The 16,974-nt window shown below is 69.2% G+C and carries 17 protein-coding genes; 5 read left to right on the forward strand and 12 right to left on the reverse strand.

Annotation, left to right across the window (positions count from 1 at the left end):
* The first annotated feature begins 5 nt into the window (after window positions 1–5).
* Both DMH03_RS03300 and DMH03_RS03305 read left to right on the forward strand, forming a co-directional pair.
* Entirely contained in the window at window positions 6–1,112 is a 1,107-nt protein-coding gene (locus DMH03_RS03300; protein WP_125790508.1) for a DegT/DnrJ/EryC1/StrS aminotransferase family protein, read from the forward strand.
* Complete coding sequence (locus DMH03_RS03305; RefSeq protein WP_125780548.1) at window positions 1,109–2,068, forward strand: Gfo/Idh/MocA family protein; 960 nt, start codon at window positions 1,109–1,111, stop codon at window positions 2,066–2,068. The genes DMH03_RS03300 and DMH03_RS03305 overlap by 4 nt, the downstream gene beginning before the upstream one ends.
* Window positions 2,069–2,137: 69 nt before the next feature.
* Here the strand turns inward: DMH03_RS03305 and DMH03_RS03310 are convergent, their stop codons facing one another.
* From DMH03_RS03310 to DMH03_RS03345, 8 genes are all read right to left on the reverse strand, one after another.
* The gene (locus DMH03_RS03310) at window positions 2,138–2,878 is read right to left on the reverse strand and encodes a hypothetical protein (protein ID WP_125790509.1); all 741 of its coding nucleotides are present in this window, start codon (window positions 2,876–2,878) and stop codon (window positions 2,138–2,140) included.
* The gene (locus tag DMH03_RS03315) at window positions 2,875–3,384 is read right to left on the reverse strand and encodes a SigE family RNA polymerase sigma factor (protein WP_125790510.1); all 510 of its coding nucleotides are present in this window, start codon (window positions 3,382–3,384) and stop codon (window positions 2,875–2,877) included. The genes DMH03_RS03310 and DMH03_RS03315 overlap by 4 nt, the downstream gene beginning before the upstream one ends.
* Before the next feature lie 71 nt (window positions 3,385–3,455).
* Window positions 3,456–4,022, reverse strand: a complete 567-nt coding sequence (locus DMH03_RS03320; protein WP_125790511.1) for a copper resistance CopC family protein — start codon at window positions 4,020–4,022, stop codon at window positions 3,456–3,458.
* A gap of 348 nt (window positions 4,023–4,370) precedes the next feature.
* Complete coding sequence (locus tag DMH03_RS03325) at window positions 4,371–4,907, reverse strand: Uma2 family endonuclease (protein WP_125790512.1); 537 nt, start codon at window positions 4,905–4,907, stop codon at window positions 4,371–4,373.
* Window positions 4,908–4,999: 92 nt separating this feature from the next.
* On the reverse strand, window positions 5,000–5,626 hold the full coding sequence (locus DMH03_RS03330) for a DapH/DapD/GlmU-related protein (protein WP_125790513.1): 627 nt from the start codon (window positions 5,624–5,626) through the stop codon (window positions 5,000–5,002).
* A complete protein-coding gene (locus tag DMH03_RS03335) occupies window positions 5,613–6,809 on the reverse strand; it encodes a glycosyltransferase family 4 protein (protein ID WP_125790514.1) in 1,197 nt (398 codons plus the stop codon). The genes DMH03_RS03330 and DMH03_RS03335 overlap by 14 nt, the downstream gene beginning before the upstream one ends.
* Before the next feature lie 26 nt (window positions 6,810–6,835).
* Window positions 6,836–7,765, reverse strand: a complete 930-nt coding sequence (locus DMH03_RS03340) for an NAD-dependent epimerase/dehydratase family protein (RefSeq protein WP_125790515.1) — start codon at window positions 7,763–7,765, stop codon at window positions 6,836–6,838.
* A gap of 7 nt (window positions 7,766–7,772) precedes the next feature.
* Entirely contained in the window at window positions 7,773–8,903 is a 1,131-nt protein-coding gene (locus tag DMH03_RS03345) for a DegT/DnrJ/EryC1/StrS aminotransferase family protein (RefSeq protein ID WP_125790516.1), read from the reverse strand.
* A 104-nt stretch (window positions 8,904–9,007) separates the two neighbouring features.
* On the opposite strand from DMH03_RS03345, the gene DMH03_RS03350 reads away from it, so the two are divergent.
* Window positions 9,008–12,139, forward strand: a complete 3,132-nt coding sequence (locus tag DMH03_RS03350) for a BTAD domain-containing putative transcriptional regulator (RefSeq protein ID WP_125790517.1) — start codon at window positions 9,008–9,010, stop codon at window positions 12,137–12,139.
* On the opposite strand, the gene DMH03_RS03355 is transcribed toward DMH03_RS03350, so the two are convergent.
* Window positions 12,136–12,804: a hypothetical protein gene (locus DMH03_RS03355; protein WP_125790518.1), complete on the reverse strand. Its 669-nt coding sequence runs from the start codon at window positions 12,802–12,804 to the stop codon at window positions 12,136–12,138. The genes DMH03_RS03350 and DMH03_RS03355 overlap by 4 nt on opposite strands.
* On the reverse strand, window positions 12,801–13,019 hold the full coding sequence (locus DMH03_RS03360) for a hypothetical protein (protein ID WP_125790519.1): 219 nt from the start codon (window positions 13,017–13,019) through the stop codon (window positions 12,801–12,803). The genes DMH03_RS03355 and DMH03_RS03360 overlap by 4 nt, the downstream gene beginning before the upstream one ends.
* Window positions 13,020–13,139: 120 nt before the next feature.
* On the opposite strand from DMH03_RS03360, the gene DMH03_RS03365 reads away from it, so the two are divergent.
* Window positions 13,140–14,237, forward strand: a complete 1,098-nt coding sequence (locus DMH03_RS03365) for a C45 family peptidase (protein ID WP_125790520.1) — start codon at window positions 13,140–13,142, stop codon at window positions 14,235–14,237.
* Window positions 14,234–15,790 (forward strand): MFS transporter, encoded by a 1,557-nt coding sequence (locus DMH03_RS03370; protein WP_125790521.1) that lies wholly within the window; start codon window positions 14,234–14,236, stop codon window positions 15,788–15,790. Before DMH03_RS03365 ends, DMH03_RS03370 begins: the two co-directional genes overlap by 4 nt.
* 61 nt (window positions 15,791–15,851) lie before the next feature.
* On the opposite strand, the gene DMH03_RS03375 is transcribed toward DMH03_RS03370, so the two are convergent.
* Together DMH03_RS03375 and DMH03_RS03380 are read right to left on the reverse strand one after the other, a co-directional pair.
* Window positions 15,852–16,340 carry a nuclear transport factor 2 family protein gene (locus DMH03_RS03375; protein ID WP_125790522.1) on the reverse strand — a complete coding sequence of 163 codons (489 nt, stop codon included), beginning with the start codon at window positions 16,338–16,340 and terminating at the stop codon, window positions 15,852–15,854.
* Entirely contained in the window at window positions 16,337–16,933 is a 597-nt protein-coding gene (locus DMH03_RS03380) for a TetR/AcrR family transcriptional regulator (protein ID WP_125790523.1), read from the reverse strand. The genes DMH03_RS03375 and DMH03_RS03380 overlap by 4 nt, the downstream gene beginning before the upstream one ends.
* Between the last annotated feature and the right edge of the window lie 41 nt (window positions 16,934–16,974).

The following is a 16,974-nucleotide window of genomic DNA, read 5'->3' on the forward strand; positions in this document are numbered from 1 at the left end:
TGCAGATGATCCCCATTACCGTGGTCGACGTCCGTGACGCGGAGGACCTCGTCGTCGAGGTGCTGCGATCCGGCGCCATCGCACAGGGACCGATGGTCAAGCGCTTCGAGGACGCGTTCGCGAGCGTTTCCGGCACGAAGCACGCGATCGCCGTCAACAACGGCACCACCGCGCTGGTCGCCGCCATCCAGGCGCTCGACCTTCAGCCGGGCGACGAGGTCGTCACCTCGCCGTTCACCTTCGTGGCGACGCTGAACGCGATCCTGGAAGCCGGCGCGACCGTCCGCTTCGCCGACATCCGGCGCGACGACTTCGCGATCGACCCGGACGCCGTCGCCGCCGCGATCACCGACCGCACCAAGGTCCTGATGCCCGTGCACCTCTACGGGCAGACCGCGGACATGGGCAAGCTCGCGCCGCTGGCCGCCGAGCACGGTCTCAAGGTCATCGAGGACTCCGCGCAGGCCGTCGGCGCGTCGTTCCAGGGCAAGCCGTCCGGCTCCTTCGGGATCGGCTGCTTCTCCTTGTACGCCACCAAGAACGTCACCACCGCCGAGGGCGGCGTGATCACCACGGACGACGACAAGCTGGCCGACGCGTTGCGTGTGCTGCGCAACCAGGGCATGCGCGCCCGCTACCAGTACGAGGTCGCCGGGCACAACTACCGGATGACCGATCTGCACGCCGCCGTCGGCATCCCGCAGCTGGAGAAGCTCGACCAGCTCACCGCCGCGCGCCAGGCCAACGCGAAGCGCCTCACCGACGGCCTCGCCGGCACCCCGGGCCTCGACCTCCCGCAGGTCCTGCCGGGCCGCGAGCACGTGTGGCACCAGTACACCGTGCTGGTCGGCCCGCACGCCTTCCTCTCGCGTGACGAACTCGCCGCCGCCCTCACCGAGCGCGGTATCGGCAACGGGATCTACTACCCGAAGATCGTCTTCGACTACGACTGCTACCGGGGCAACCCGCTGATCCCCGACGCGAAGGTCGAGGACTTCCCGGTGGCCGCTTCCGTCGCCGCGCAGGCGCTTTCCCTGCCGGTGCACCCGCACCTTTCCGAGTCCGACCTGGACACCATCATCGAAACGGTTCGCGAGGTACTCGGCGCATGACCACGCACAAGATCGCCCTCATCGGCACCGGGAACATGGGTTCGCTGCACGCCCGTGTCCTCGCCGCGAACGAGCGCGTGGACCTCGTCCGCGTGATCGACCCGCGCGAAGAGGCGGGCCGCAAGGTCGCCGAACGCTACGAAACCCAGTGGACGCCCGAAATCGGCTCTCTGTCCGATGTGGACGCCGTCGTGCTCGCTTCGGCGACCGAGGCGCATTACGAGCTGGCGCAGGAGATCCTGGGCCAGGGCAAGCCGATGCTGGTCGAGAAGCCGGTGTGCAACAGCTTCGAGTTCTCCCAGGAGATCGTCGGGCTTTCGGCGAAGAAGGACGTCCCGCTGATGTGCGGGCTCCTGGAGCGCTACAACCCGGCCGTGATGACCGCGCGGGCGCTGGTCAACGAGCCGATCCACCTGATGGCCCGCCGCCACGGCCCGTACGCGCCGCGTATCAAGACCGGTGTCGCGTGGGACCTGCTGGTGCACGACGTCGACCTGGCGATCCAATTCTTCGGCGGCGCGACCCCGCAGCGGGTCGCCTCCGGTGCCGGCTACTTCCACCCGAACTCGGTCGAAGGCGCCGAAGACACCATCGAGACGGTGCTGTCGTTCGAGTCCGGGCTCGCCACGGTCTCCGCGTCGCGCCTCGGCCAGCGCAAGGTCCGCTCGCTTTGGGTGTCCGAACTGGACCGCATGATCGAGATCGATCTGCTCCGCCGCGACGTCACCATCTACCGGCACGTCTCGCACGACTCGGTCACCGAGGACGGCCTCGGTTACCGGCAGCAGACGGTCATCGAGATCCCGGAACTGGTCACCGCGCGCGAGCCCCTCGCGACCCAGCTGGACCGGTTCGTCGACCTGCTCGAAGGCAAGATCGACGCCGACACCGAGCGGGACCTGATCCTGCCTTCGCACGCCGTCGTCGACCAGGTGCTGACGCAGGCCGCGGCCTGACCTCTCGCATTTAGTCCTCTGGATGCGGTAGTTGCCCACGCAACGACCGCATCCAGAGGACTAAATGCGTTATTTGGTGAGGCGCTGGCCCTTCGCGTCGTAGGCGACGAGGGGGGTCAGCACTCCCGCCGACTCCACCTGGGCGCCGTCGAACCAGAAGAGGACGATCGACGGGTCCTCGCTCCAGGGGATCGCCTTGGCCTCGACCGGTTTCCCTCGGACGGTGCTGGTGATCCGCGCCGCCGGACCGGCGAAGTAGCCGAACACGGGCACGAACGTCCCCTGGATCACGTCGCCGCCGTCCACCGCGTGGAAGCCGAACGAGCGATCGGATCCCTTGAACTCGTTGCTGGCCAGGAGCGCGTCGTACTCGCCCGTCTGGTTCCGGTACGCGACCTGGAGGCCGAACGCGACGTCCGGCATCTGCGGCTCGTCGATTGCGAAGGCGTAGAGCACCAGCTCACGGCCGCCTTCTCCCTTGACCCCGAGCGGGACTGCCTCGCCGAAAGGCTGAGCCGACGGGGCCTCGGTGATCGTCGGGGCGGGTACCGATGCCGACGGCGACGGCGCGGGCGCGCTCGCAGCGGGCGGAAGCGGCTGCTGGTCGGACGAGGAGCCCTTGAGCGCGACCGCGCCGACGATGACCAGCACCGTCACCAGCGTGGCGGCGACCCCGCCCGCGCCGGTCGCGAGACGGCGGCGACGGCGGATCCGCCTGCCCTTGGTCATGATCGCGCCGAGGTCGGGTTCGGCGAACTCCTCGGCGGGCGGTTCCCGCAGAGCCGAGCGCAGCGTCTCGAGGTCGGTCATCGTCCCAGCCCCCCGATCAGTTCCGTTCCGTCCTCCGCGGTGATCCGCAGCTTGGTCAGGGCGCGGGAATTGGTGCTCTTCACGGTGCCGATCGAGACACCCAGTTCGCCGGCCACATCGGATTCCTTCAAGTCGAAGAAGTGCCTGAGCACCACGACGGCTCTCTCCCGGTCTGTGAGCGTACGCAACGCGTCAAGCAGCCATTTCCGCTGGACAACGGCGCCGGCGACGTCCAGGCCGCTCGGCTGCTCGGGGATGTCCTCCGTGGCGTTCTCGCGGATCGGGCGCCGCCAGCCGTCGATGATGTGATTGACGAGGACCTGCCGCGCGTAGGCGTACGCGTCTTTGCGGCGTACCCGCGACCAGGCGGCGTACGTCTTCGCGAGCGCCGTCTGGGCGGCGTCCTCGGCCTGATGGCGGTCGCTGGTGAGCAGAAAGGCCGCATGCTGAAGACGGGTCGCCGAGTTCCGCACGAACTCGACGAACTCGTCATCGCCGCGAGCCACCCTGGTCCTCATCTCCGTTCGACGGTTGACCACTCGAAAGGTTGCCTCGACCGCTCCCGTTCCGTGAAGGCTCAGTCCTTCCGACGAGTGAACCGGAGCGCCACGACGAGACCGGCGAGCACCACGGCGACCGCGAGGACGATCCACACCCAGGTCGGCACCAGGCCTTCCGGAGTGGTCTCGTCGGCCTGCGGCGCGGGAGTGGCACTGCTCGCGGGGGCTTGGGCTTGGCTGCTCGACGGGGCCTGGCTGCTGCTCGGGGCGGCGGCCGGGGCGCTGAGGTTGAACTTCACCGAGCCGCTCGCGGCGTGCGAGTCGTCGAAGGTCACCTTGTAGCGGAGGGTGTACTCACCCGCGGGCCCGACGGCCTGGACCGGCGCGGTGACGACGGTGTCCGCGACCTCCGCCCGGCCGACCGTCCAGGACGCGTTCTCCGGTCCGGTGATCTGGATCGGGTTGTCGGCGAGGGTGACCGGACCCGAGAAGGTCAGCTTGACCTGCGTCGGCGGCGTCGCCAGCGAAGCGCCCCTCGCCGGATCACTGCTCTTCAGCTCCGAATGGGCCATCGCCGGGGCCGCGGCGCCCAGCAGGGCCAACCCGGTGACCAGCAACGACGCGCCGAACCGCTTGAACCTCATCTGACACCCTTCTCACCGGGGGAACTCCCCGTCGAGCCTAGTAGTCGGACTCGAGGATGCGGTGGTTCCCGTCTCGTGAGTGGGTACCACCGGAACGGTGATGAAGGCGAGAGGGGAGGGTTTGGGACGTTCAACGTCCCAAATCCTCCCCTCTTACCGGCCTGAGCTTGATCAACGGAAGATCGGGGACGTTGACGTTGATCGAGGCCGGAACCGGAGCAGCTTGGCGACGATGTAGGAATTAGGACACTGAACGCCCCAATTCCTACATCGTCAGGCTCCAGACTGGTCCGACGTAGGTTGGCAAATGCCAGCGACGCTGACCGTCCTTACCACTCACGAGGGCGGTCAGGGGCGCTGCGCGTGGCGGGTGGTCAGTGCGTCGAGGTCGAGGGTGAGCGGGGTGCCGTCGAAGTCGAGGCTCACCTTGCCGGTGTGCTCGCCGAAGTTCTCGTACTCGCCGTCGATCAGGCGGTAGGTGGTCATGCTCGCCGGGTCTTCGAGGTCGACGATCCAGTAGTGCTCGATGCCCACTTCGGCGTATTCGGAGAACTTGGTGACCCGGTCGGTGCGGACGGTGCCCTCGGACAGCACCTCGATGACGAGCCGCACATCCGACGGCGAGACCCTGCGGACATTCAGCTGGGTCGAACTGGAGACGAGAACGTCGGGAACACGGATGGTCAACGGTTCCTCGGCGAGCAACAATTCGACCGCGGGAACAGCGGTCAACCCAGTGAGTCGCTCGTCCAGCCAGTACGCGAGCCGCGTGACCGCCAGTTGGTGCCGGGTGTCCAGGAACGGCGCAGCGACCAGGACACCACCGGCCACTTCGGCCCGGTTCAGGGGCATGGCGGCCCAGTCGTCGAGTGTCACCTGAGTCATCGGCACCGAACGTACTGCGGACCGAGCTGGAATTCATCACTCGTCACAGTGGTGGAGGATCGTGTTCTTGCGGATTCGCAGGCGAACGTGACCTACTCCGTGAAGTCGCCTGCCGGGGCGCCCCAGGACCCCGTCGCGTCGCCGCGTTCCTCGGCCAGCGCGCGCCGCCGCGCGTTCTCGCCGCGCACACGCTCCACTTCGGACTGGATGTACTCGTCGTCGTACTTCTGGAACACCCGCGCCGGGTTTCCGGCGACCAGGGTGCGCGGCGGGACGTCCTTGGCGACCACGGAATTCGGCTGCACGGTGGCGAAATCGCCGATCGTGACACCTGCCATGATCACCACGAGGCCACCGATGAAGCAGCCTTTGCCGATCTTCACCGGTTTGCGTTCGATGAGGTCGCTGCCGGAGTGGTTCTGCAGCGTCATGTTCGCGAGCCAGCTGGAATGCGTGAAGATCAGCGTGTTCAGGCCGATGCTGGTGTGTTCGCCGATCTCCAGCCCGCCGCTCGCGTCGAGAGCGGCGCCTTCGCCGATCCAGCAGTGTTCGCCGATCTTCAGGTTCTCCGGGCTGATGATCTTGACGCGTTCGCGGACCCGCGTCGACTCCGGCAGACCGTAGAACCGAGCGCGCTCGGCGTCGTTCATGTACTGCGAGACGAGTTCGGTCAGGATCTGCGGGCGCAGCCGGTTGCTGCGCTCGTCATCGAAGAACATCGGCCTCGGTCACCAGTTTCTCGAAGGTACGCAGGTGTTCTTCGGCGACGACGTCGAGGCCGAAGTTGGCCCGCACCATCGCGCTTTCCCGCTGTGCCACCAAAGCCCGCTTCTCCGGGTCGTCGAGCAGTTCGATGACGGTTTCCGCCACCGCCTCGCTGTCGTCCGGCCGCACCAGCAGGATGTTCTCGCCGTTGCGCAGTTCGATGCCGGGGTAGTTGTCCTCGGTGACCGACGCGATGGTCGCGGTGCCCGAGAGCATCGCCTCCAGCGACGCGGTGCCGCAGCCGCCGTTGAGGTCGTGCGTGACGATGTCGGCGGCGGCGAAGTACGCGGGGACGTCGGCCTTCGGCACGGCGCCGGTGACGATGATGGCGTCCGCGACGCCGAGTTCTTCCGCCCGCTTCAGGAAAACGTCGTGATAGACGCGCCCGACGACGACCACCTTCACGCCGGGGTGCTTGTCCAAAATGGACGGAAGCGCCTCGACGAGCGGGAGCCGGTTGCGCAGCGGGATCACGTGCCCGAGCGAGACGATCAGCGGGCCGTCGCCCAAGTCGTGCTCGGCGCGCACGTCCTTCGTCAAGGGCTTCTCGAAGTTCCCGGTGTCGACGGCGATCGGGAAGTAGTCCGAGTTCGCGTCGCTGGTGCCGTAGCGCTCGACGCAGTAGTCGACCCCGAGCTTGTCGAGGATGACGTAGCGCGGCTTGAGGTAGCGCAGGATCGGGTTCACCAGCACGGTGTCCAGGAACCGGAACACGCCGCCGTACAGCTTGTTGTCGCTGATCAGCAGGGTGTGGATGGTCAGCAGCATCGGCAGCTTGTGCCGCCGCGCGTACCGGCCTGCCAGCCACGACAGGTCGAAGAACTGCCCGTGCAGGTGGATCGCGTCCGGTTCGAACTCGTCCAGAAGCTTCCGCAGCCGCCGCCAGTTCCCCGGCCGCAGCGAGGCGAAGCTCATGTCGAAGTCGATCGACAGGCCCAGCTGCGGCATCTTCACCGCGGGCAGGCGGACGACGCGGTAGCCGTCCTTCGTCTCGTCGGCCGGGGCGTCGGCGTAGGCCGCGGTGATCGCGAGCACCTCGTGCCCGCGCGCCGCGTACTGCTCGGCCAGGGACGCCGCCATGTGCGCGCTTCCGCCCACCCTCGGCGGGAAGAAGTTGTTCACCACTGCGATACGCATGGGGCGGCTTTCCCCTGGCCCGGCACTCACTCCGAAGCCTTCACCAGTTCGTACATGCCCTCTTCCACAGAGATCTTCGGCTCCCAGCCGAGTACCTCGCGGGCACGCGTGATGTCGGCGGCACGCCGCGAAACCAGCACGTCGCGCTCGTTGAACAGCGGCTCGACGTTGACGCCGACGGCGTCGATGAGGATCTTCGCCAGTGTCGCGATGGAGGTGTCGATGCCGGTGCCGATGTTGATCGGCACGTTCGCCTGCTCCGACTCGAGCGCCGCGACGACGGCGCGGGCCAGGTCGGTGACGTGCACGAAGTCCATCGACTGGTCGCCGCGGCCGTCGATGATCGGCGGCTGGCCGGCGCGCAGGCGCTGGATGAAGTGGTTGATCACCGACGTGTAGTAGGCCTCGATCTTCTGGCCCGGGCCGTACACGTTGAAGAACCGCAGCGCGTTCCAGGACAGACCCTTGGTGCGCTCGTAGAAGCCGAGCATGTCCTCGCCCGCGCGCTTCGAGATGCAGTACGGCGTGAGCGGCTTGAGCTCGTCGTCCTCGTGCATCGGCAGCCGCTTCGGGTCGCCGTAGACGGACGCGGTCGAGGCGAACACGACCCGCTCGACACCCTCGTCCGCCGCGGCGGCGAAGACGTTGTGGTTGCCGACCATGTTGATGTCGATGGACTCGTGCGGGTCCGCGACCGACTTGTTGATCGACACGGTGGCGAAGTGGATCACGTGCGTGCAACCGCGCATGGCCTCGCGCACGGCGCCGCCGTAGCGCACGTCCTTCTCGACCAGCTCGACCTTGCCGGTGGCGACGAACTCGTTGATCCGGGCGCGGTCGCCGCGGGTCATGTTGTCGAAGACGCGGACGGTGTAGCCGCCGTCGATCAGCATCGGGATGACGTGTGCGGCGATGAAACCGCCGCCCCCGGTGAAGAGGACCTTCTTGTCGGGCATTTCTCTCCTAGCTCGGCAGTGCGGCGCTGACGGTCCCGATGACCCGGTCGACCTGGGCATCGGTGAGGTTGGCGTGCATCGGGATGGCGAGATGACGGCCGAAGAGGTCCGCCGATACCGGCAAGGTCTGCTGCTTGCCGTAGATGGGCTGGAGGTGCGAGGCGTAGGTGCCGAAGTTGCACTGCACGCCCTGCTCGCGGATCCGGAGCGCTAGCGCGTCGCGGTCGATCTCCGGGGCCACGGTGAGGATGTAGGCCTGCCACGGGTGCTCGCGGTCCGGGAGTTCCACCGGGACGTCGAGACCGGGCAGGTTCTCGAACGCCTCGTGGTAGCGCTTGGCCACCGAACGGCGGGCCGAGAGCAGGTCCGGGAGGCGGTCCAGCTGGACGTTCATGATCGCGGCCTGCACGTCCGAGAGCCGGAAGTTGTAGCCAAGCTCGTGGAACTCCGGGATCGGCAAGGCGCCGGAACCCTCGCGGGTGATGGCGGGCTCGATGCCGTAGGTGTGCAGCTTGCGCGCGTGTGCGATGAGGTCTTCGCGGTCCGAGACCAGCGCGCCGCCCTCGCCGGCGGTGATGCCCTTGCGGCCGTGGAAGGAGAACGCGGCCAGATCGGCGAGGCTGCCCGCCGGACGGGTCTTGTAGGTCGCGCCCGCGGCGCAGGCGGCGTCCTCGAAGAGCCACAGGCCGTGCTTGTCGGCGATCGCGCGGTATTCGTCGAAGTCACCGGGCTGACCGGCGACGTCGACGGCGAGGATGCCGACCGTGCGCGGCGTGATCAGCGCTTCGATCGACGCCGGGTCGGCGCTCCACACGTCGGGGCGGATGTCGGCGAACACCGGAGTCGCGCCCGCCTGGAGCACGGCGTGGCCGGTGGCGGGGAAGGTGTAGTCGCCGACGATGACCTCGTCGCCCGGCTTCACGCCGAGCACACGCAGCCCGAGGAAAAGTGCCGAGCCACAGTTGCTGGTGGTCAGGGCGTGCGCGGTGCCGACGGTCTTCGCGAAGCGTTCTTCGAAGCGGCGGCAAGCGGGGCCGGCACCGGCCAGCCAGCCGGACCGGAAGACCTCCGCCACGGCGGCGAGTTCTTCGTCGCCGACGGTCGGCTGACCGAGGACCACGGGTTCGTGCTCAGACATACCTCTCCCATTGCGTGGGGACCCGGCGAAGTGTATAGACGCCGATCGGCGTAGTTCGGGCGGGCTGGATCCGCCCAGGTCAACGACGCCCTAGTCTTTAGCCCATGCGATTCCGCGTTCTGGGGGCGACGGAGGTGCGCCGCGAGGACGGCACCGCCGTACCGGTCGGCGGGCCCAGGGTCCGGACGTTGTTCGCGTTGCTCGCGCTGGAGGCGGGCCGGGTGGTCCCGGCGGAGCGGCTCATCGACGGTCTGTACGGCGAGAAGCCACCCGAAGGCGTGGCGAACGCGCTGCAATCGCAGGTCTCGCGGCTACGCGGCGCGCTGAAGGAGCTCGCGCCCGTCGAGTTCAGTCCGGCGGGTTACCGGCTGGCCGTGGACCCCGACGACGTCGACGTGCATCGGTTCGAGCGGCTCGCCGCCGAGGGGCGACGCTCTCTCGCGGCTGGAGACGCCACGAAGGCGGCCGAACTGCTTCACGAGGCTCTCCGTCTCTGGCGCGGCCCGGCGTTCGCGGACATCACCGACGCGCCGTTCCGCGATCCGCAGGTCACCAGGCTGAACGAGCTGAAGACGTCGGCGATCGAGGACCGCGTCGAAGCCGAGCTCAAGCTGGGAAGGCACGAAGACGTCCTCGCCGATCTTCGCGAAGTCATCGACGCTCAACCGCTGCGGGAACGGCCACGCGCGCTGCTGATCCGCGCGCTGCACGCCGCGGGACGGCAGGCCGACGCGCTCACCGCGTTCGAGGACGCCCGCCGTGTCCTCGCCGACGAACTCGGCGCCGACCCCGGGCCGGATCTCGCCGCCGCGCATCTGGCCGTGCTGCGCGGGGAGACGCCGCCCGTCAAGACAGCGCCCATCGAGTCCACACCCCTCCCCGCCCAGCTGACCAGCTTCATCGGCCGCGAAGGCGACCTCCGGCACGTGCTCGGCCAGCTGGACCGCTCGCGGCTGGTGACGCTGACCGGTCCCGGCGGGGCGGGCAAGACCCGGCTGGCCATCGAGACCGCGGCCGCGATGGACCTCCCGGCGGTCTTCGTCGAACTCGCGCCGTACACCGAAGACGCCGACGTCGCGCACGCCGTGCTGACCGCGCTCGGCTTGCGAACGGTCCCGCTCGGGACGGTCACCGCCCCGGTGGAGCACGCGCCGCTGGAGCGGCTGATCGACGCGCTGACCGACCGGGCGGTCCTGCTGGTGCTCGACAACTGCGAGCATCTGATCGAGGCCGCCGCGAAACTGGCCGCCCGGCTGCTCGGCGCGGCCCCCGCGCTGCGGGTGCTCGCCACCAGCCGCGAACCGCTGGGCATCACCGGCGAGGTCGTCTCCCCCGTGCCGCGGCTCGCCGTGCCGCCGCCGGGCACTCCTCCCGGCCGGTCGCTGGAGTTCGCCGCCGTCCGGCTGTTCGCCGACCGCGCGCAGGCGGGCGATCCGGGCTTCGCCGTCGACGACGCCACCGCGGGCGACGTCCAGCGGGTCTGCGCCGCGCTCGACGGGCTGCCGCTGGCCATCGAACTCGCCGCCGCGCGCGTGCGGACCCTGACCGTCGGCGAGATCGCCTCCCGGCTGGACGACCGGTTCGGGTTGCTCTCGCGCGGCAGCCGGGTCGCCGAGAGCCGTCATCGCACCCTGCGCGCCGTCGTCGAATGGAGCTGGGATCTCCTGGAAGAGGACGAACGGCTGCTGGGCAGGCGGCTGACCGTCTTCGCGGGCGGCACGACCCTCGCCGACGCCGAAGCGGTCTGTGCCGTGCCGGACATCGCGGAGCTGCTTCCGTCCCTTGTGGACAGATCGCTGGTGGAGCGCACCGGGGACCGGTATCGGATGCTCGAAACGATCCGGGCCTTCTTCGCCGGGAAACTCGCCGAAGCGGGCGAAACCGAGCAGCTGCGGCGCGCGCACGCCGAGTATTTCCTCGCCCTCGCGGAGAAGGCGGATCCGCTCGTGCGCACCGGCGACCAGCTGGTCTGGCTGGATCGGCTCGACGCCGCCTACGAGGATCTCCTCGCCGCGTTGCGCTGGGCCGTCGAGTCCGACTTGAAGATCGCGCTCCGGCTCTCGGCTTCGCTGGTGATGTACTGGTGGATGCGCGGCCGCCGGTTCGAAGGCTCGACGCTGAGTTTGGAAGTGGTCAAACGGCTCGGACAGCGGGTGCCGGACGGTCTCGAAGAGGAGTACCAGCTCTGCGTGCTCACCGCCGCCGCGGGACTGCGGGGCCACGAGGCGCTCGACCGGCACCTGCCGTTGGTGGACGACCTCATGCTGTCCCTCGCCAAGGCTCCCCGGAACCCGGCGCTGCTGCTGTTGCTCGGCGTCGTGACCGGCCCGCCCGGTGATGACGACGCGCTGATCAAACGCAGCCGGATGCTGCTGGCGAACAGCGATGCGTGGAGTCTCGCCCTCGCGCCGACCGGTTACGGCCTCCGCGCGCTGATGCAGGGCGAACTCGAGACGGCGGAAGAATTCCTGCGCCAGGGGGCGCAGGCGTTCCGCTCGATCGGGGAACGCTGGGGCCTCTCGATGGCCCTCGACCATCTGTCACAGATCCTGATCTGGACGAACCGGCAGGCCGAAGCCCTCGAAACGATGAACGAGGCCCTGCGGCTGATGCGCGAACTCGGCGCGTCCGACGACAACGCGGACCTGCTGTGCCGTCGCGGCGGCAGCAAGCTGCTCCACGGCGACGCGGCGGGCGCGCGGGCGGATTTCGAACTCGCCATCGAGATCGCGCGCCGCGCCGGGATGCCCGAAAGCCGGGCGTCCGGGTACATCGGGCTGGCGTTCCTCGCTCGGCACGAGGGCGATCTGGCAGCGGCCCGGGCGCTGACCGAACGCGCGCTCGCGGAGTGTTCCGGTGGCGCGTTCGCCGCCGAAGGGGTCCGTGCCGGCGCGAGGATCTCGCTCGGCTGGGTCCTGGCCGCGGAGGGCGACGCCGACGGGGCCGAGGAACTGCACCGGCTGGCCCTCGTGTCGGCGGACGGCTGGCACGACAGCACCACGGTCGCCCTCGCCGTCGAAGGCCTCGCCGGGGTCGCGCTGCTGCGGGGCGACGCCGAGCGGGCGGCGGTCCTGATCGGCGCCGCGGTGACCATCCGGGGCACCCCGTTCGCGGTCGATCTGGACGCCGCCCTGCTCCGGACGACGGTGCGGGAGCGGCTCGGCGACGACTTCGACGGGGCCTACCGCCGAGGGCTGGGTCTGCGCGGCGCCGCTCAATTGACCGGGAAGCTCTAAGCACGGGTCAGCTGGGTGCCCTGCGGTGCGAAGCGGCCGACGCCTTCGGCGAGGAGACGCTGGTCGAGTTCGGTGTCCTGGACGGCGACGTACAGCGGCGCCGCGTTGACCGGGACCGCGCCGAGCCGGGTCATCCCGGGGCCGACCGGGTCGATGGTGAGCCGGGTGACGTCACGCCATGGCACGACGGTCCGCTCGATCCGGACACCGACCGCGTCCAGTTCGAAGAGCACCCACTGCTGGTCGTGCAGCGACTTCACGTAGCCGATGGCCGCGCAACCGGCGGCGATCGCGATGATCCGCAGCACGCCGGGCCCGTCCAGCGAGCCGACCAGTGCGACGAACCCGAGGACGGCCACGACCATTCCGGACAGCTTCGCGGCGCCGACCAGCCCCGCGTTCGGCTTGTGCACGCGGAACCGCACGGCGCGCATCAGGTGTTTGGTGAGCATCCCGCCACCGATCGCGGCGGCGAGCCCGAACATCGTCACCACCAGTGAAACCGGGGAGAAGTCCACGAGGACGTTGTAACCGGCGACCAGCGCGACGAAGGCGCCCACGACGGTCAGCATCAGCGCCAGTTTGCCCTTGCGCACGTCACGTTCACGGCGTTCGAGCGAGGCCTGGTCGGGCGCGGCGAGGAAGCCGCCGTCGATGTTCCTCATCGGGCATCACGCTGCGCTTCGGCGGCCACGCGGCGCTCACGCTGACGGCGGTCGAGGACGTACAGCAGCGTGCCGGCGCCGGCGCTCACCGCGGCGTAGAGGAGGTCCTGCAGGCCGTCGTCCGGGTAACCGGTGGAGAACTCGACCATCGCGAGCGCGACGAACAGGACGCTGATGACGCCCCCGGCGATGATGTACACCTTGTTGCTGAGCATGGCTTCCCTCGCTTGTCGTTGCCTGGTGAGACCACTTTCGCTCGGGGCACATGACATTCCGATGACAAGCGGTCAGCGCGTGGTGCGCGGACGGTCAGCGGTCGCGGAGACCCTCCGTCCATGACTTACTCAGCGGGATCTCCCGAAGACTTCCTCGCCGTGCGGCATCTGACGTTGCGCGGCACCCAGGCCGAGATCGGCCAGGCGCTCGGCGCCGAAGCGAAGGCGCGCTCGGACTGGTCGCCACCGTCGATCGATCCGATCGTGGCCAGGGCGCGGCGCACCTGGTTCGCGCGGAACTGGCCGCAGTACGCCGAACGGACGGCCGGGTTCGCCGAGGCCTACGGGCTCCCGGCCGACGCGGCGGTCTCCTTCGACAACGCGAGCGCCCTGCCCGCCGGGTCGGGCTGTTCGGCGCTGTGGACGGGGAGCACGCTCGGCCGGAACTACGACTTCTTCACCATGAGCTGGACCCAGCTGGGCGCGGTGATGGCGGGTGAGGAACCCGTCGACGACGGGACGGTGCCGATGGCGTCACGGCCCTACGTGCTGACGACGATCCCCGACGACGGCATCGCGTCGACGGCCCTTTCGATGTCCACAATGGACGGCGCGACGGAAGGGGTCAACGAGGCGGGGCTGGTCGTCGCGCTGCTGATGGCCGAAGTCGAAACGGCCGCGCCGCTGGTGGACGATCCCGGCCCACAGGCCGGCCTGTCGGTCCTGCAGGTGTGCCGGTATCTGCTGGACACCTGCGAAACCGTCGACGAGGCCAAGGAAGCGCTGATGCTCGCCAAGCAGTACACGCACGGCGCGCCCTGCCATTACATCGTCGCCGACGCTTCCGGCCGCGGCTTCGTCCACGAGCGCGGGCAGCACGACATCGAGTACTTCGTCGAGGTCGCCGACGGACCGCTGTGCGTCACGAACCACCTGCTGCACCGTCATCCGGACCTCGACGCGCTGCCCGAGGACACACCGGACACCATGCGCACCTACGAGCGGCTTCGCACCATCACCAAGGAAGCGGACGCCGGGCCGCGCGACGCGCTCGACGCGGTGTCGTTCGCGATCGAGCCCGGCGCGCCGTGGCGGACGTTGTGGCGCAGCGTCCTCGACCCGGCGGCCCGCACCCTGAGCACCCGGTTCTATCTCGGTGACGGCGACAACGGCACCGCGCGGCACTCGCCGGAACTCACCTTCGGCGTGTCGAGGTGAACGACGCGGCGACAATCGGGAAGGGCCGCAAGATCGGCACCGTCGTGGTCTGCGTGCTGGCGCAGCTGCTGATCGCGATCGACCTGACCGTGCTGCACCTGGTGCTGCCGTCGCTTTCGGCGCAGATGCACCCGTCGACCACGGAACTGCTGTGGATCGCGGACGCGTACGGTTTCGCGCTCGCCGGGCTGCTGATCACGATGGGGAACATCGGCGACCGCGTCGGCCGGAAGAAGCTGCTGCTCATCGGGGCGTCGCTGTTCGGTGTCGCTTCGGTGGTCACGGCGTACGCGCCGACGACGGAACTGCTGATCGCCGCCCGCGCGCTGCTCGGGATCGCCGCCGCGACACTGATGCCGTCGACGCTGTCGATCGTGCGGAACGTGTTCACCGGCAAGGAACGCGCGGCCGTGATCGGCATTTCGAGCGGGCTGACGATCCTCGGTTTCGGCATGGGACCGCTCGTCGGCGGGGTGCTGCTCGAACACTTCTGGTGGGGTTCCGTGTTCCTGGTCAACGTGCCGGTGGTGGTGGTCATGGTGATCGCCGGCGCGCTGATCCTGCCCGAATCGAAGAATCCGGTGTCCCATCGGATCGACGTGCCCAGCGTGCTGCTCTCCCTCGTCGGCATGGTCGGGATCGTCTACACGATCAAGGAAGTCGCGTACAAGGGCTGGGGACACTGGGACGTCGCGGTCGCCGCCGTGCTCGGCCTCGGCTGTCTGCTGGCGTTCGTCCTGCGGCAGCCGCGGCTGGCCGAACCGCTGATGGACCTGCGGCTGTTCGCGCAGCGGGCGTTCTCGGCGACCGTCGGCACCACGATCCTGGCGATGTTCGCGCAGCTCGCGGTCTCGCTGATGTTCGCGCAGTACCTGCAGCTGGTGGCGGGCTGGTCACCGCTGCGGGCCGGGCTCGCCGGGTTGCCGGGGATGGGCGGCGCGATCGTCGGCGGGGTGCTCGCGCCACTGGCGATCAAGGCCTTCGGCCGCGCCGCCACGATCGCGGGCGGCTGTGCCCTGTCCGCGGTCGGCTTCGCGTTGTACTCGGGTATCGGCGTGACGATCGTCTACACGGATCTGCTCGCCGCGATGATCGTCTTCGGCGTGGGGCTGGCGCTGATCCTCACCGTCGCGACGGACACGGTGCTCGGCGTCGTGCCGAAGGCCAGGGCGGGCGCGGCGTCGGCGATTTCCGAGACGTCGACCGAACTCGGCGGCGCGCTGGGGATCGCCGTCCTCGGCAGTGTGCTCGGCGCGCTGTACCGGAGCGAACTCGTCGTCCCGGCGGGCGTGCCACCGGAGGCTTCGGCGGCGATCTCGGACACCCTCGGCGGTGCCGTCCAGGTCGCGGCGCAACTGCCGCCCGAGCAGGGAGCCTTGGTCCTGACCACCGCCAAACTGGCGTTCGTCGACGGGTTGCAGGTGACGATGCTGTGCTCGGCGGGGCTGATGGCGTTGCTGGCGGTGAGCGCGTTGTTCAGCCTGCGCGGGGTGCCGAAGATCCTCGAAGACCCAGAAGAGGCTTCGGCTGCTACGCCGGTTCCGGTGGGCTGAAATGTCATGAACGACCCTTTCCTGACGTTTTTCGTCAGGAAAGGGTCGTTCATGACATTCGTCAGCGAGGTCCGGCCAGCGGGACCGCCCGCTTGTCGCCGGACCGCACCATGGCCAGCAAGGGTTTCGCGGCCACCGCCAGTAGCCGGGCCGCGAAGGTGCGGCCGTTGCGGCGCGCGATGTCCGGGCCGAAGGCGTCCATCAGCGCGACGAGCCCGGGCAGCGGCCGCACGAACAGTGTCACTTCGGCGATGAGCCCGTCTTCGCCGAGTTTCAGGACCGCCGCCTCTTCGACGTCCTCGCCGCCGATGCTCGCGGTGTAGACGACGACCCGCGTCTTGCCGTCGCCGGTGTCGGTGTGGAACCGGACGTCACGCAGATGCGAGTAGGCGACTTCGAGCAGCGGCCTGAGTTCCGCGTGCCCGGTGAACCGGACCCGGTCGGTCAGCGGCGAACGCACCACGGCGTCCGGCGCGAAGGCGCTCAGCCCGAGTTCGACGTCCCGGGTCTCGAGTGCCCGGCGGTACCGCTCGGTGGTTTCGGTGCTCATATGTCCTCCTGGATCAGGTTCCCCAGTCCGCGCCACAACAGATCCGTCGTGAGCGCGACGACTTGCTCCCGCGGGATGTCACGGTTGCTCCACCACCAGGTGGCGATGGCGTTCAGCGCGCTTTTCGCCGCTTCGGCGAGCGCTTCGTTCGCGCGGTCGCGCGGCAGGTCCGCGGTCAGCGCCAGGCCGGGCACGCGAGCGAACACCTCGGTCAGCCGCCCGGTGGCTCTGGCCTGCCCGCGCCGGTGCACCTCGGCGACGCCCTCGTCGGACGGCGTCTCGGCGAAGATCATCCGCCAGCCGCGTTCGTTGGTCTCCATCCAGGCGAAGATCGCCGCCACCCGGCCGCGCAGCAGCTCCTCGGCGGTGGCCGCGGGCGGCAACTCCGCCCAGCCCGCCAGCAGACTGTCCACTTCGGACTCCAGGAGTCCGGCGTACAGCGCCGCCTTGGACGGGAAATGGTCGTAGAGCACGGGCGTGCTGATCCCGGCGGCCGTCGCGACCTCGCGCATCCCGGCCAGGTCGTACCCGGACGCGGCGAACACCCGCGCCGCCGCGGCCAGGATGCGTTCCCGGCGTTCGTCCCTGCTCAACCGCTTACCTGACATTGGTCAGGTACGCTACCAGGTAACCT

The sequence above is a fragment of the Amycolatopsis sp. WAC 01376 genome (genome assembly GCF_003947415.1).
GTDB lineage: Bacteria > Actinomycetota > Actinomycetes > Mycobacteriales > Pseudonocardiaceae > Amycolatopsis.